The 14,714-nt window shown below is 47.8% G+C and carries 13 protein-coding genes; 9 read left to right on the forward strand and 4 right to left on the reverse strand.

The window, feature by feature from the left end; genetic code table 11:
* Positions 1-32: 32 nt before the first annotated feature.
* The 5 genes from rpsL to U0358_RS01880 all read left to right on the forward strand — a co-directional run bounded on the left by rpsL (position 33) and on the right by U0358_RS01880 (position 5,311).
* Positions 33-407, forward strand: coding sequence for a 30S ribosomal protein S12 (rpsL, locus tag U0358_RS01860; protein ID WP_011233609.1), 375 nt, complete (start codon positions 33-35; stop codon positions 405-407).
* A gap of 72 nt (positions 408-479) precedes the next feature.
* Positions 480-950 carry a 30S ribosomal protein S7 gene (rpsG, locus tag U0358_RS01865; protein ID WP_011233610.1) on the forward strand — a complete coding sequence of 157 codons (471 nt, stop codon included), beginning with the start codon at positions 480-482 and terminating at the stop codon, positions 948-950.
* Between the two features lie 28 nt (positions 951-978).
* Positions 979-3,102 (forward strand): elongation factor G, encoded by a 2,124-nt coding sequence (fusA, locus tag U0358_RS01870; protein ID WP_322406833.1) that lies wholly within the window; start codon positions 979-981, stop codon positions 3,100-3,102.
* A 59-nt stretch (positions 3,103-3,161) separates the two neighbouring features.
* A complete protein-coding gene (gene tuf / locus U0358_RS01875) occupies positions 3,162-4,346 on the forward strand; it encodes an elongation factor Tu (RefSeq protein WP_317498843.1) in 1,185 nt (394 codons plus the stop codon).
* A 239-nt stretch (positions 4,347-4,585) separates the two neighbouring features.
* On the forward strand, positions 4,586-5,311 hold the full coding sequence (locus U0358_RS01880; protein ID WP_322406834.1) for a transporter substrate-binding domain-containing protein: 726 nt from the start codon (positions 4,586-4,588) through the stop codon (positions 5,309-5,311).
* On the opposite strand, the gene glsA is transcribed toward U0358_RS01880, so the two are convergent.
* Genes glsA through uvrA form a run of 3 tightly spaced genes read right to left on the reverse strand, consistent with a single transcriptional unit; the run spans position 5,308 to position 9,498 of the window.
* A complete protein-coding gene (glsA, locus tag U0358_RS01885) occupies positions 5,308-6,264 on the reverse strand; it encodes a glutaminase A (protein WP_317497787.1) in 957 nt (318 codons plus the stop codon). The genes U0358_RS01880 and glsA overlap by 4 nt on opposite strands.
* Entirely contained in the window at positions 6,254-6,661 is a 408-nt protein-coding gene (locus tag U0358_RS01890) for an acyl-CoA thioesterase (RefSeq protein WP_317497788.1), read from the reverse strand. The genes glsA and U0358_RS01890 overlap by 11 nt, the downstream gene beginning before the upstream one ends.
* An 11-nt stretch (positions 6,662-6,672) precedes the next feature.
* On the reverse strand, positions 6,673-9,498 hold the full coding sequence (uvrA, locus tag U0358_RS01895; protein WP_322406835.1) for an excinuclease ABC subunit UvrA: 2,826 nt from the start codon (positions 9,496-9,498) through the stop codon (positions 6,673-6,675).
* 116 nt (positions 9,499-9,614) lie between these two features.
* Between uvrA and U0358_RS01900 the strand changes: the two genes are divergently transcribed.
* On the forward strand, positions 9,615-10,991 hold the full coding sequence (locus tag U0358_RS01900) for an MFS transporter (protein ID WP_322406836.1): 1,377 nt from the start codon (positions 9,615-9,617) through the stop codon (positions 10,989-10,991).
* Between the two features lie 44 nt (positions 10,992-11,035).
* Positions 11,036-11,596, forward strand: a complete 561-nt coding sequence (ssb, locus tag U0358_RS01905) for a single-stranded DNA-binding protein (protein ID WP_011233617.1) — start codon at positions 11,036-11,038, stop codon at positions 11,594-11,596.
* A gap of 72 nt (positions 11,597-11,668) precedes the next feature.
* Here the strand turns inward: ssb and U0358_RS01910 are convergent, their stop codons facing one another.
* Positions 11,669-12,892 (reverse strand): adenosine deaminase family protein, encoded by a 1,224-nt coding sequence (locus U0358_RS01910; RefSeq protein ID WP_322407447.1) that lies wholly within the window; start codon positions 12,890-12,892, stop codon positions 11,669-11,671.
* Between the two features lie 100 nt (positions 12,893-12,992).
* Between U0358_RS01910 and U0358_RS01915 the strand changes: the two genes are divergently transcribed.
* Both U0358_RS01915 and pyrC read left to right on the forward strand, forming a co-directional pair.
* Entirely contained in the window at positions 12,993-13,574 is a 582-nt protein-coding gene (locus U0358_RS01915) for a thymidine kinase (RefSeq protein WP_317497792.1), read from the forward strand.
* 86 nt (positions 13,575-13,660) lie between these two features.
* Entirely contained in the window at positions 13,661-14,695 is a 1,035-nt protein-coding gene (pyrC, locus tag U0358_RS01920) for a dihydroorotase (protein WP_322406837.1), read from the forward strand.
* Positions 14,696-14,714: the final 19 nt, after the last annotated feature.

The following is a 14,714-nucleotide window of genomic DNA, read 5'->3' on the forward strand; positions in this document are numbered from 1 at the left end:
AAAAGCGACATCAACTAAACTAGGAGTAATGAATGGCAACAGTTAATCAGCTGGTGCGTAAAGGCCGTCAAAAGCCCGTTGTGAAAAGCAACGTTCCGGCTCTTGAAGCGTGCCCTCAAAAACGCGGTGTATGTACCCGTGTTTACACAACTACGCCAAAGAAACCGAACTCTGCAATGCGTAAAGTTTGCCGTGTTCGTTTAACTAACGGTTACGAAGTCTCTTCGTACATCGGTGGCGAAGGTCACAACTTACAAGAACACTCAGTCGTACTAATTCGTGGCGGTCGTGTAAAAGACTTGCCAGGTGTGCGTTATCACACAGTACGCGGAGCACTTGACTGCTCAGGTGTTAATGACCGTAGACAAGGTCGTTCTAAGTACGGCGCGAAGCGGCCTAAATCTTAACGGTTCTCCGTTAGTAAGGCCAAACTGTCGTACGTTTTGGGTAAAACCCTGAATTAATCGGAGAATATTGAGATGCCAAGAAGACGCGTCATAGGTCAACGTAAAATCCTTCCAGATCCTAAGTTCGGATCAGAGTTGTTGGCCAAATTTATCAATGTCGTCATGGTTGACGGCAAAAAAGCAGTCGCTGAAAAAATTATTTACGGTGCATTGGACATCCTGGCAGAGAAGTCAGGTAAAGATCGCCTGGAAGTTTTTGATACAATTTTAGATAACATTCGCCCAATGGTTGAGGTTAAATCTCGCCGTGTTGGTGGTTCTACGTATCAGGTTCCAGTTGAAGTTCGTCCGGTCCGCCGTAACGCACTGGCTATGCGCTGGTTAGTTGATGCAGCGCGCACCCGTGGTGAAAAATCAATGTCGCAGCGTCTGGCAGCTGAAATGCTAGATGCATCAGAGAACAAAGGGTCTGCTGTGAAGAAACGTGAAGACGTTCACCGCATGGCTGAAGCAAACAAAGCGTTTGCTCACTATCGCTGGTAATTCACAGTTAACCTAGAAGGAGTTTATTGTGGCTCGTAAAACTTCCATAGAGCGCTATCGTAATATCGGTATTTGTGCTCACGTAGACGCCGGTAAAACAACCACAACTGAACGTGTGTTGTTTTATACTGGTTTGTCTCACAAAATTGGTGAGGTGCACGATGGTGCAGCCACCATGGACTGGATGGAACAAGAACAAGAGCGTGGTATCACTATCACGTCGGCAGCTACCACCTGTTTCTGGCAGGGTATGGACAAGCAGTTCCCTGAGCATCGTGTAAATATCATCGATACTCCTGGACACGTTGACTTCACCATCGAAGTTGAACGTTCTTTGCGTGTTCTCGACGGCGCTGTTGTTGTACTTTGTGCATCATCTGGTGTCCAGCCTCAGACTGAAACCGTTTGGCGTCAGGCAAACAAATATGAAGTTCCTCGCATGGTATTCGTCAACAAGATGGACCGTGCAGGCGCAGACTTCTTATCTGTTGTACACCAAATGAAGACGCGTTTGGCAGCTCAGGCTGTTCCAATGCAGCTGCCAGTCGGTGCAGAAGACAACTTCCGCGGCGTTGTGGACTTAGTTAAAATGAAGTTCATCAACTGGAGCGAAGAAGACATGGGTACTTCATTCACTTATGAAGATATCCCTGCTGAGATGGTTGATGACTGTGAAAAGTATCACTCTGAATTGGTAGAAGCTGCGGCGGAAGCTAACGAAGAGTTGATGAACAAATACCTGGAAGAGGGTGAATTAACTGAAGCGGAAATCAAGCAAGGCTTGCGTATTCGTACTCTGGCTAATGATCTCTGCTTGGTTGCTTGTGGTTCGGCGTTCAAAAACAAAGGCGTTCAGGCAGTGCTTGACGCTGTTATTGAATACTTGCCATCGCCAACAGAAGTTAAGCCTATTACCGGTATTTTGGATGACGAGTCTGAAGGCGTACGTAAGTCGTCTGACGAAGAACCATTCTCTGCACTGGCATTTAAAATTGCGACTGACCCATTTGTTGGTACCTTGACGTTCGTTCGCGTTTACTCTGGTGTCTTGAACCAGGGTGACGGTGTTGTTAACCCAGTTAAGAACAAAAAAGAACGCGTTGGCCGTATGGTACAGATGCACTCAAACAGCCGTGAAGAGATCAAAGAAGTTCGCGCGGGTGACATCGCTGCACTGATTGGTCTAAAAGACGTTACTACAGGTGACACGCTTTGTGATCCAGCTCATAAAATCACACTTGAGCGTATGGAGTTCCCTGAACCGGTTATTTCGGTTGCAGTAGAGCCAAAAACCAAAGCTGACCAAGAAAAAATGGGTATTGCTTTAGGTAAACTGGCAGCAGAAGATCCATCGTTCCGTGTTAAGACTGACGAAGAATCTGGCCAGACAATCATTTCTGGTATGGGTGAACTTCACCTTGATATCCTCGTTGACCGTATGAAGCGTGAATTCAAAGTTGAATGTAACGTAGGTCAGCCGCAGGTTGCTTACCGTGAAGCAATTCGTGAGTCTGTCGAAGTCGAAGGTAAATTCGTACGTCAATCAGGTGGTCGTGGTCAGTTTGGTCACGTTTGGGTTAAACTTGAACCAATGACTATCGAAGAAGACGATAACGGTGATGACATTATTTACAAATTCGTAAACGAAATTGTTGGTGGTGTTGTACCGAAAGAATACATCCCGGCAGTAGACAAGGGTATCCAAGAACAGATGCAACAAGGCGTCTTGGCTGGCTATCCTGTATTGGGTGTTAAAGCGACTCTGTATGATGGCTCATACCACGATGTCGACTCTTCTGAAATGGCATTTAAAATTGCTGGTAGCATGGCCTTCAAGAAAGGTGCATTAAAAGCGAACCCAGCTCTGTTAGAGCCAACCATGAAAGTTGAAGTCATCACTCCGGAAGAATCTATGGGTGATGTTGTGGGTGACTTAAACCGTCGTCGCGGTCTTATTGATGGTATGGAAGAAGCTCCAGGTGGTCTGAAAGCAGTTAATGCTCAAGTGCCACTGTCAGAGATGTTCGGTTATGCGACAGACTTGCGTTCACAAACGCAGGGTCGTGCATCGTACTCTATGGAGTTCTTGAAATACTCTGAAGCACCAAACAACATTGCTGAAAAGGTAATGGCTGAGCGTAACGCTAAATAAGTAAGGTCTGGTCCGGTTCTTTCGAGGCCGGGCTTTTAACTTAAGTTTGAGGATATATCATGTCTAAAGAAAAATTTGAACGTTCGAAGCCGCACGTAAACGTCGGCACCATCGGTCACGTTGACCACGGTAAAACAACACTAACTGCTGCTATCACAACTGTTTTGGCAAAAGTTTATGGTGGTGCGGCGAAAGACTTCGCAGCCATCGATAACGCGCCAGAAGAGAAAGAGCGTGGCATTACCATTTCAACGTCACACGTTGAGTATGACACGCCAACTCGTCACTACGCACACGTAGACTGCCCAGGGCACGCTGACTATGTAAAAAACATGATCACCGGTGCAGCGCAGATGGACGGCGCAATCTTAGTAGTAGCGGCAACTGACGGCCCAATGCCACAGACTCGTGAGCACATTCTGCTTTCACGTCAGGTAGGCGTTCCTTACATCGTTGTATTCATGAACAAATGTGACATGGTAGACGACGAAGAGCTGTTAGAGCTGGTAGAAATGGAAGTTCGTGAACTGTTGTCAGAATATGACTTCCCGGGCGACGACCTGCCGGTAGTTCAGGGCTCAGCACTGAAGGCGCTGGAAGGCGACGAAGAGTTCAGCAAGAAAATTGTTGAATTAGCTGACGCACTGGATAACTACATTCCAGAGCCAGAGCGTGACATCGATAAGCCGTTCATCATGCCAATCGAAGACGTATTCTCGATTTCAGGTCGTGGTACCGTAGTCACAGGTCGTGTAGAGCGCGGTATCGTGCGTACAGGCGACGAGTGTGAAATCGTTGGTATGAAAGACACCACCAAGACAACCGTAACGGGTGTTGAGATGTTCCGTAAACTGCTTGACGAAGGTCGTGCAGGTGAGAACATTGGTGCCTTGTTGCGTGGTACCAAGCGTGACGACGTAGAGCGTGGCCAGGTATTGGCGAAGCCAGGTACAATTACTCCGCATACCAAGTTCGAAGCGGAAGTTTACGTACTGAGCAAAGATGAAGGTGGCCGTCATACGCCATTCTTTAAAGGCTACCGTCCACAGTTTTACTTCCGTACAACGGACGTAACGGGTGCCGTAGAATTGCCAGAAGGCGTAGAAATGGTTATGCCTGGTGATAACCTGAAATTTGTTGTTGATTTGATTGCTCCAATCGCAATGGATGAAGGTCTGCGTTTCGCTATCCGTGAGGGTGGCCGTACCGTAGGTGCAGGCGTTGTATCAAAAATCATGGACTAGGCAGTCCGCTTGATTTTAAGAGCCCGGCTTTCGCCGGGCTTTTTTATGCCTGCCAATAATGTTTCAGTAAACGTGTGTCGTGAAAAGTAACCGAAGGCCCGTTCAAGTATTGACATTCAATAACAAAAAATGAACTATTGAGGAATGTATACAAGTTATAGTCAGCCAATAAATTGAAATTACTCAGGTACTTTTCAGTCCTATTTCTCACGGTACTAAGCTGTTCTGCCACAGCAAAGGTGCCAGTCTATGTTGCTGCCTACGATCATCCACCTTACTTTTCCGATGTACTGAATACAGATCTCACCCGAGAACTGATCAACTTGCTGAATAAGCATCAGGACAGCTATGATTTCCGCATTCAGGTCATTCCTCCTACCGGCCGCTATAAAGCTCTGAGCGCGAAAGGGTGCTGTGATGTTATATTTTTCGAGTCACCCCTTTGGGGCTGGAAGAAAAGCGGTGTAGGGTTTCAGAAAACAATCCCTTTAGTCAGAGGAAACGAGAGGTTGGTAGCCTTTAAAAAAGACGGGAGAGATCAGTCGTTTTTCGATTCATTTGATGGCAAAACTTTAGGTGGAGTGAAGGGGTATCATTACCTGTTAAGCGGGGAGTTACTGGCTTCAGATGCCATCAAGAAAAAGTATACGACCTACCTGGCAGATTCAAGAATTATAAATTTGCAGATGGTCATAGGAGGTCGAATCGACCTTACTATTATTAATGATGAGCTTCTTTCTGCCTTGCAAGGCTCAAGTCAAATTAAGGTAAGCAACTTATTGTTATCGGAAAAGGTTAGTCTGGAATATAAGCTGCACTTACTTGTTGGCGAAAATAAAAATATCAGCGCAGATACGTTACAGAGGTTACTGCGGGAGCTTGGTCGACAGGGGGAGTTTGAAATACTCTTTAAACGGTTTAATATGAACCGGTTTCAGATATATCGCCCAGCAATAACGCGCTAGTAAACACTAAGCCCCAGGCGGTTCGCTAGCTCGCGCACCATGTACATTCCACGGGCACTGTTACCGTAGCTGTTTAACCTCGGACTCCATGAGCAAATCACGCCAAAGTCAGGAACAACCGCAATCATGCCGCCGCCAACACCACTTTTAGCGGGAACACCTACGGTAAACGCAAACTCACCGCTTTGGTCGTACATACCACTCGTCGATAACAACGCATTAATGCGTTGGGAGTCTCGCTTCGACATAATTTTCTTTTTGGAAAAAGGGCAAATTCCGTCATTTGCAAGAAACGTAAAAGAGCGAGCCAGATTTTCGCAGGACATGGTCAACGCGCACTGCCAAAAGTAATGATCCAGCAATTCATCAACCTCTGCGTCAATATTACCAAAGCTTTTCATTAGGTGAGCAAGAGCAGCATTGCGATGGCCATGCTCTTTTTCTGACTGGTGAACAATGTTGTCGGCATAAACGTTATCGTTGCCACAAAGGCTGCGAACCAGGCTTAAAACAGCGTTCTTACTGGCTGAGTAGCGACTGACCAATACATCGCTGACCACAATAGCGCCGGCATTTATCATCGGGTTACGAGGAATACCTTTTTCCCACTCTAGCTGAACGATAGAGTTAAAAGCCTGACCTGAGGGCTCCATTTTAACTCTGTCCCACAAGTCCTCTCCAAGGCGCTCCATTGCCAGCATAAGACCAAAGACCTTCGAGATGGACTGAATAGAGAATTGTTCCTGGGTATCACCGACGTTAAACACCTCCCCGTCGAGGGTGGCGAGAGTGAGTCCGCAGAGCTCGGGGTCGACCTCTGCTAACGCCGGGATGTAATCAGCAACATGCCCTTCGGTGATCTTCATTGCCTGCTGGTGAATCTCCTCCAGCAAGCTTTTGAGATCATCCGGGGCATGTATCTGCTGCCCGCCACTGACCAGATCACGCGTCAAGAGGATGCTCCGGGTGCGTGATGGTGGACAGGCGTTCTTTTAATTCGTCAGATAGCTTCACAGAGCGCTCCTGCTGAAAGTCAAAGTACACCAATACCGTTTTACCTTTAGCGCACATTTTATCTTTCTGCCAAATTTCGGTGGTGATATCAAATGAGCTGCCCCCTAAACGACTGACGTAAGTGTTCACTGTGACATGACCGCCAAAATAAATAGGTAAAAGGTAATCAACTTCCAGTCGTGCAACAATTAAGCTTTGTGTTTTCGGAGACATTTCTCCAAAGAACTCAAAAATAGGCAAACGCCCGGTTTCTATCCAACCCGGTATAACCGTGTTATTGACGTGCCCAAGGGCGTCGGTTTCATAAAATCTTACTTTAAAGTCTTCCGTTAACATATTGCGTCCTTTTAAGATTGTGTAAGCATAGGTTTTAAGAAACGGGCCGTGTGTGAGCGCTCATTTTCACAAATATCTTCTGGTGTGCCTTCGCAGAGGATTTCACCACCGCCAGAACCACCTTCAGGGCCTAAGTCGATGATCCAGTCAGCGGTTTTTATCACGTCTAAGTTGTGCTCAATAACCACGACCGTGTTGCCGTGATCACGCAAACGGTGAATCACTGCCAGCAACTGCTTAATGTCGTGGAAATGCAGACCGGTTGTCGGCTCGTCCAGAATGTATAAGGTTTTGCCGGTATCACGCTTGGACAACTCACGTGACAATTTGACCCGTTGCGCTTCACCACCGGAGAGTGTTGTCGCTGACTGGCCTAAACGGACGTAAGACAAGCCTACATCCATTAAGGTTTGCAACTTGCGTGCAATAGCCGGAACCGGCTCGAAGAATTCTCGAGCATCTTCAATGGTCATATCCAGCACTTCGTGAATATTTTTACCTTTATACTGTACTTCCAGCGTTTCGCGGTTATAACGCTGACCCTTACAAATATCGCAAGGGACATAAACGTCCGGCAAAAAGTGCATTTCAACCTTAATCACTCCGTCGCCCTGGCAAGCCTCGCAACGACCGCCGCGCACATTAAAGCTGAAGCGGCCCGGCTTGTAACCTCGGGCTCGTGATTCCGGAACTCCTGCGAACAGTTCGCGAATGGGCGTGAAAATACCGGTGTACGTTGCCGGGTTAGAGCGCGGCGTACGGCCTATTGGGCTTTGGTCAATATCCACCACTTTATCCAGCAGTTGCATGCCATCGACACTTTTGTAAGGAGCCGGTTCGCCCGTTGTCGCGCCGTTAAGTTCACGGTGCGCAATATGGAACAGCGTGTTGTTAACCAGAGTCGACTTACCTGAACCGGATACTCCGGTCACACAGGTCATAATACCTAATGGTAAATTGAAATCGACGTTCTTCAGGTTGTTCCCGCTGGCTCCATGAATGGTTAACCGGCGCTTGTCAGGTTTGTGGCGTTGCTTCGGTATTTCTATTTCTTTTCTGCCGGACAGGTAATCGCCGGTTAATGAGTCTTTACTTCCGACAATGTCATCGACTTGGCCTTGAGCGATAATTTCACCGCCATGTACGCCGGCGCCAGGACCGATATCAATAACGTGGTCGGCCTGACGGATCGCGTCTTCATCGTGTTCAACCACAATGACGGTGTTACCCAGGTCACGTAGGTGCGTCAGAGTGTTTAACAGCCGTTCGTTGTCGCGCTGGTGCAAGCCAATACTGGGCTCATCCAGTACGTACATAACACCAACCAGACCCGCACCAATTTGGCTGGCCAGACGAATACGTTGCGCCTCACCACCGGACAAGGTTTCTGCGCTGCGGGACAAACTTAAATAGTTAAGTCCTACGTTCACTAAAAAGCGCAGGCGGTCATTAATTTCTTTCAGAATTTTTTCTGCAATTTGCGCGCGCTGACCCTCCAGATTCAGTTGCTGGAAGAATTCAAGTGCGTCGCCAATGGATTGGGCAACAACTTCCGGCAGGGTCGTGCCCTGAATAAACACATGACGTGCTTCAGTGCGTAAACGCGTACCACCGCAGCTTTTACAGGGTTGTGTCGCTACATATTTGGACAACTCGTCGCGCACAGCCTGTGATTCAGTCTCGCGGTAACGGCGCTGCATGTTAGGAATAATTCCCTCAAACGGATGCGCTCTGACCACTTTGTCGCCGCGGTCGTTCATGTATGTGAACTTTATTTCTTCTTTACCGCTGCCGAACAGAATCTTTTCGCGAATATTATCGGGTAATTCGTTAAAAGGCTGCGACAATTTAAACTCGTAGTGTTTCGCCAGAGACTGCAGCATTTGGTAGTAGTAGAAATTACGCTTGTCCCAGCCGCGAATTGCACCGCCTGTCAGCGACAGTTCTGCATTAACAACAACTTTGGCCGGATCAAAAAACTGCTCGACACCCAGACCGTCACAAGTGGTGCAGGCGCCAGCCGGATTGTTGAACGAAAACAACCGTGGCTCCAGTTCCTGCATGCTGTAACCACAATGCGGGCAGGCAAAGTTTGCCGAGTACACTTCGGCATCACCGTCGCCGTCCATAGGTACCACTAAAGCCGTTCCGCCACTGAGTTCCAGTGCGGTTTCAAAAGATTCGGCCAGACGCTGCTCCATACCTTCGCGAACTTTAAAGCGGTCAACCACCACTTCAATGGTATGTTTTTTCTGCAGCTCTAATGTAGGAGGATCGCTTAAATCGCATATCTCACCGTCTATACGAGCGCGGATATAACCTTGCAAGGCGAGGTTTTCTAACACTTTTAAATGTTCGCCTTTACGGTTCTGAATAATGGGCGCAAGCAACATACGCTTTTCGCCCTCAGGAGCCGCCAGCACGTTATCGACCATCTGCGATACGGTTTGCGCCGCCAGCGGTACGTCGTGAGTCGGGCAGCGGGGTTCACCCACCCGGGCGAACATCAGACGTAAATAGTCGTAAATTTCCGTAATGGTACCGACCGTCGAACGCGGATTATGCGACGTTGACTTCTGCTCTATCGATATAGCCGGAGACAAACCCTCGATACTGTCAACATCAGGCTTTTCCATCAGCGACAAAAACTGACGTGCATAGGCAGACAGCGACTCAACATAGCGTCTCTGCCCCTCTGCATATAGGGTATCGAAAGCAAGTGATGACTTACCCGAACCGGATAAGCCGGTTATCACAATCAACTTATTGCGGGGGATAGTCAGATTGAAATTTTTTAAGTTGTGCGTGCGCGCACCGCGTACTTCGATAGTATCCATAATTCCCGTCTGTTGTTCAGTAAATGACTGACGACAAAACGCTATTATCGCACAGTGTTAGGCATCTGGTACAATAACGGCATCATTTATCATGTTACTGATATAAAAGCAGTGAAATGACGCCTCAAAAATTAAATAAAACAGAGAAAAAAGCCGCTTTAGCATTAGCGTCTGTGTTTGGTATACGGATGTTAGGGCTGTTTTTGATCATGCCAGTTTTAGCGGTTTATGCACAAGACTACCCTGACTACTCGCCGCTGTGGGTCGGTATTGCTCTGGGTGCCTACGGCCTGACACAGGCATTGTTGCAAATTCCGTTAGGCATGCTGTCTGACCGCCTTGGCCGAAAACCGGTTATTGTCGGTGGCTTGCTGGTCTTTATTCTTGGTAGTGTGGTGGCCGCTCAGGCCGATACTCTATTCGGTGTATCCATTGGTCGGGCGCTACAGGGGCTAGGCGCTATTGCGGCTGCTATTCTGGCGCTGGCAGCTGACTTATCGCGTGACGAACAACGACCGAAAGTGATGGCCACTATTGGTATGTGCATTGGCCTGGCGTTTGCCATTTCGCTGGTAGCCGGGCCTTTATTGGGCGATATTATTGGTCTTTCGGGTTTGTTCTGGTTTACCGCCGCCAGTGGCGTTCTGGGTATTCTGGTGCTGTTGCTGAGCGTACCCAAAGTGGTGACAACCTCTGCCAGGCGTGAATCCTTACCCGTGTTGTCTGAACTGGGCCACTTGCTTAAACACAAACAGCTGTGGTGCCTGAACAGCGGTATTTTTGTGTTACACGCTATTTTAACGGCCTGGTTTGTGACTTTACCTATGCAACTGCAAAATGCGGGTTTTGAAAGTCAAACTCACGCCTGGTTCTACTTACCCACGCTGGCGGCTTCTATTTTGTTCATGGTGCCAATGATTATCAGCAGTTCGCGTAATAATAATTCTGTGCAATGGTTGCGGTTTTCTATTATTACCTTAATTGTTGCGCTGTTAATTATTGCCATAGCGGGGCAAAACGCCTGGCTGCTGGTTGCTGCTCTGGTGATATTTTTCACCGGCTTTAATTTTATTGAAGCCAGTTTACCTTCGTTACTGACCCGAGTTGCTCCAGCGGGAAGCAAAGGCAGTGCCAGTGGTATTTATTCAACAGGTCAGTTTCTAGGCTCTTTTGTCGGTGGGGCCTTGGGTGGCTCCGTCTTACAATTTTTTGGGATATCTGGCGTTGTTGTTTTCTGCCTGATCTTGCTAGTATGTTGGTTGCTAATCAGTTTCGTCATGGTTAACCCCGCAGGAGTCACCAGCGTCTCGTTATCATTGCCGGGGTTAACTGAAAGCAAGGCCACCAAGCTAAGTGAGCAGTTACTTACCGTAACCGGCGTTACGGAAGCTAGATGGGTTGAAGAAGATCAGGCCACTTACTTAAAAGTTGATAAAAAACATTACGATGAAAAGGCGGTTAATCAGTTGCTTAAAGAAGCATCGGCCGCTTAATCATTTAAAGCAGTTGTAACGCGTACAAGGAACAGGAGAATCTAATGGCCAGTCGCGGTGTAAATAAAGTAATTTTAATTGGTAATTTGGGTGCTGATCCAGAGGTTCGTTATACCCAAAACAGCACAGCGATAGCCAACCTGTCGATTGCGACCAGTGAAACCTGGAAAGATAAGCAAACAGGCGAACCGCGCGAACAGACCGAATGGCACCGTTGTGTGGCTTATCGTCGCTTAGCAGAAATTGCCGGCGAGTACCTGAAAAAGGGCTCTAAAGTTTATGTTGAAGGGCGTTTGCAAACCCGTAAATGGACAGGCCAGGACAACGTAGAGCGTTACACGACAGAAGTGGTCATTAACGAAATGCAAATGCTGGATTCTCGTGGCGGTCCTCAGGGTGGTGCTCCACAACAAGGCCAGGGTTTTGGTGGCGGTCAGCAGCAAGGCGGTGGTTACGGTGGTGGTCAACCACAACAGCAATCACAGCAACAACAGCGCCCTGCACCTCAGCCAGCGCAGCAGCAAAATCAACAGTCACAACAAAAACCGGCAGAACCCGCGCCGTTTTCACCTGACAACGATTTTGATGACGACATTCCCTTCTAAGGGGAAACAATGTTAGAAAGCGCCAGGCAATAAAAAAGGCTCCTTGCTGGAGCCTTTTTTATTTTTTTCAGTTTATTCCAGCCCAAACTGCTTAACCACCTTGTCGAAATACTCCAGGTTTTGCTTAGCGTAATCGCGTTTTTCTACGTAGCGACCCGGGAAGAAGTTTTTCTTAAAGCCGTAGGCGACAATATCTTTCAGGCGCTTCAGCGAAATATCAAAATTATCCACAGCTAACTGATATTCGTTACTGACCGTAGTACGAGAAACCAGACGGTTATCAGTACAAATAATGGTGGCTAAGCGGTTATCCAGCATGTGCTGGAAGTTGTGGTTTTTAATGTCCCCAATATCCGGGTTAGTTTGCAGGTTGCTGGTCAGGCAAACTTCAACGGCAATACGGCGATCAGCAATATAAGAGGCCAGGCTTTCACCATAAGCTTTAGGGTCTTCAATAGACGGGTCTTGAGTCATTTCAGGAGAGAATAAGGAATAACCATGACCTAAGCGGTCGGCATGGCATTTGGTTAAGGCTTCAAAAATGCTCTCGGCACCGTAAGCTTCTCCGGCATGTACGGTTTTCAGCAGAAAGTTCTCGTGCGCGTATTCGTATACTTCTTTGAACTCACCCGCCGGGTAACCAATTTCCTGGCCGGCAATATCCAGCCCTACAATTGGCATACCTTCTTCGTCACGCATACGAACGCTGGCGCGAACCAAATCCATTGCGGCCGTTTTAATAACCTGCATCGGTTCAAAGTCACGCATTAGCTGGAACATTTGTGTGTAATACGGGGAAAAACCTTTCTTACCAAACATCCGCATGGCGCAGTTGATAATGCCGTAGTCAAATGGTGGTTTATCGCCATTTTTTACATCGGTGCGGTTGTTGTACTCTTTCTTCGCGCGCAACAAGCCGTCGTTGACTACGTGCATTATGGTATCAAACGTAACGCCTTTACCCGGATCCATGAGTAGCTGAGGAGCAAAGCGTACCTCAATGTAATTCACCCCCTCGTTTTGATTATCGACGGCTAACTCATAAGAGGCTTGCTCCAGGTTTTCTAAGTCACGCAAAGCGGCGCAGGTATACTGAAACCCATTTAGGTATTCACCCAAATTGTTGTAATGTGATTTAAATACCAGATCAAACAGGCCTTCTTCGGTATAGCTTGGAAGTTCGATATCAGCGCGCTTAGCCATATCAATTAAGCTGCTGGCACGAAGGCTGCCATCAAGGTGCAAGTGCAAGTCAGCTTTAGGAATGGCTTTGATAAATTCGGGGGAATATTGCATTGAGAACTCCTGCCTTAAGGTTGCTTTGTCCCATAATGCCATAAAATCGTGCTAATCTCTGCCAAGATCTGACCACATTAACTTAAAAAAATAGAACAAAATGGCTTCTCTCTATTTCACTTATTCGGCAATGAACGCAGGCAAAAGCACCTCGTTATTGCAAGTGGCGCACAACTACGAAGAGCGCCAACAACATGTCTTACTAATGACGCCAGCTTTAGATGATCGGGCAGGTAAAGGGCGTATTGCATCCCGATTAGGTATTGGTCGCGATGCGGTGTCTTTCACCCATCGGACAGATTTATCTGCCGTAGTCCGGGCTCGCTACATGCAACAGGCAATTGACTGCGTGTTAATTGATGAAGCACAGTTTTTAAGTGAAGAGCAGGTGTGGCAGCTGTCCAGCCTGGCCGACACCGACAACATTCCGGTAATGTGTTACGGCATTCGGACGGACGCTTTTGGCAACGCCTTTCCCGGCAGCGCGGTGTTGTTGGCTATCGCCGACAAACTGGTGGAAATGAAAACCATCTGCCACTGTGGTCGCAAAGCAACCATGTCATTGCGGGTTGACGAACAGGGCAATGCGATACGCATGGGGCAACAAATAGCTATTGGTGGCAATGATCGTTACGTTTCCTGTTGTCGTAAACACTGGAAAGAAGCCATGGGGCTGTGCTAAAACGGTTAAATAGAGTACGGAATATGGGTTTTAGCGAAGGCACTTGATGGTATACTGAGTTTCTCATTTTTTAGCCAGAAGTGACTATGCAAAGCTTAACAATTCCAAGACCTGATGACTGGCACCTGCATTTACGCGATGGTGCTATGTTGCAAACTACCGTACCTGCAACTGCGGCAGTGTTTCATCGTGCCGTGGTTATGCCAAATCTTGTACCTCCGGTAACCACCGTAGCAGCCGCTATAGAGTATCGTGAAAGAATTTTGGCCGAGATCCCTGCTGGCATGAGTTTTAATCCTCTCATGGCTTTGTATCTCACGGCAGACACGACCCCAGCAGAAATTGCTGAAGCAGCTGCAAACGAGCACGTTATTGGTTTCAAGCTCTATCCTTCAGGAGCCACTACAAATTCAGCCGCTGGTGTGAAGTCGGTAGAAGCTCTGGCTCCGGTACTGGCAGCTATGCAGGAGCATGAGGTACCTTTGCTGGTGCATGGTGAAGTCACCGACAGCGACATCGATATCTTTGACCGCGAACGAGTCTTTATTGAGCGGCATTTAATTCCGATAACCGAGCGCTTCCCGCAGTTAAAGCTCGTGCTGGAGCACATTACAACCGCCGACGCGGTTAAGTTTGTCGAAAATGCCAACAGTAATGTCGCAGCAACAATGACCCCACAACATTTACTGATGAACCGTAACGACTTGCTGGTCGGTGGTATCCGTCCACACAACTATTGTCTGCCAATTTTAAAACGCCAGTCACACCAGCAGGCTTTGCAACAGGCGGCATTATCCGGTAACCCTAAGTTTTTCCTCGGCACTGACTCAGCCCCGCATGTTCAGGCAAGTAAAGAAACGGCTTGTGGTTGCGCTGGTTGTTATTCAGCTCCAGCTGCAATTGAGCTGTATGCTGAATTTTTTAGTCAGCATAACGCGCTGGATAAACTGGCGAATTTTGCCAGTGTTTTTGGTGCTGACTTTTATCAGTTGCCCCGCAATACTGAGACCATTGAACTGGTTCAGCAGCCATGGACCGTTGCTGAAACGGTAGACACGGCAACAGGCCCTATGGTGCCATATTGGGCTGGGGCTGATTTGCAATGGAAACTGCGTGGCTAGCCCTTAAAGTTGCGTCGCA

Source organism: Idiomarina sp. PL1-037 (assembly GCF_034422975.1).
Taxonomy (GTDB): Bacteria; Pseudomonadota; Gammaproteobacteria; order Enterobacterales; family Alteromonadaceae; genus Idiomarina.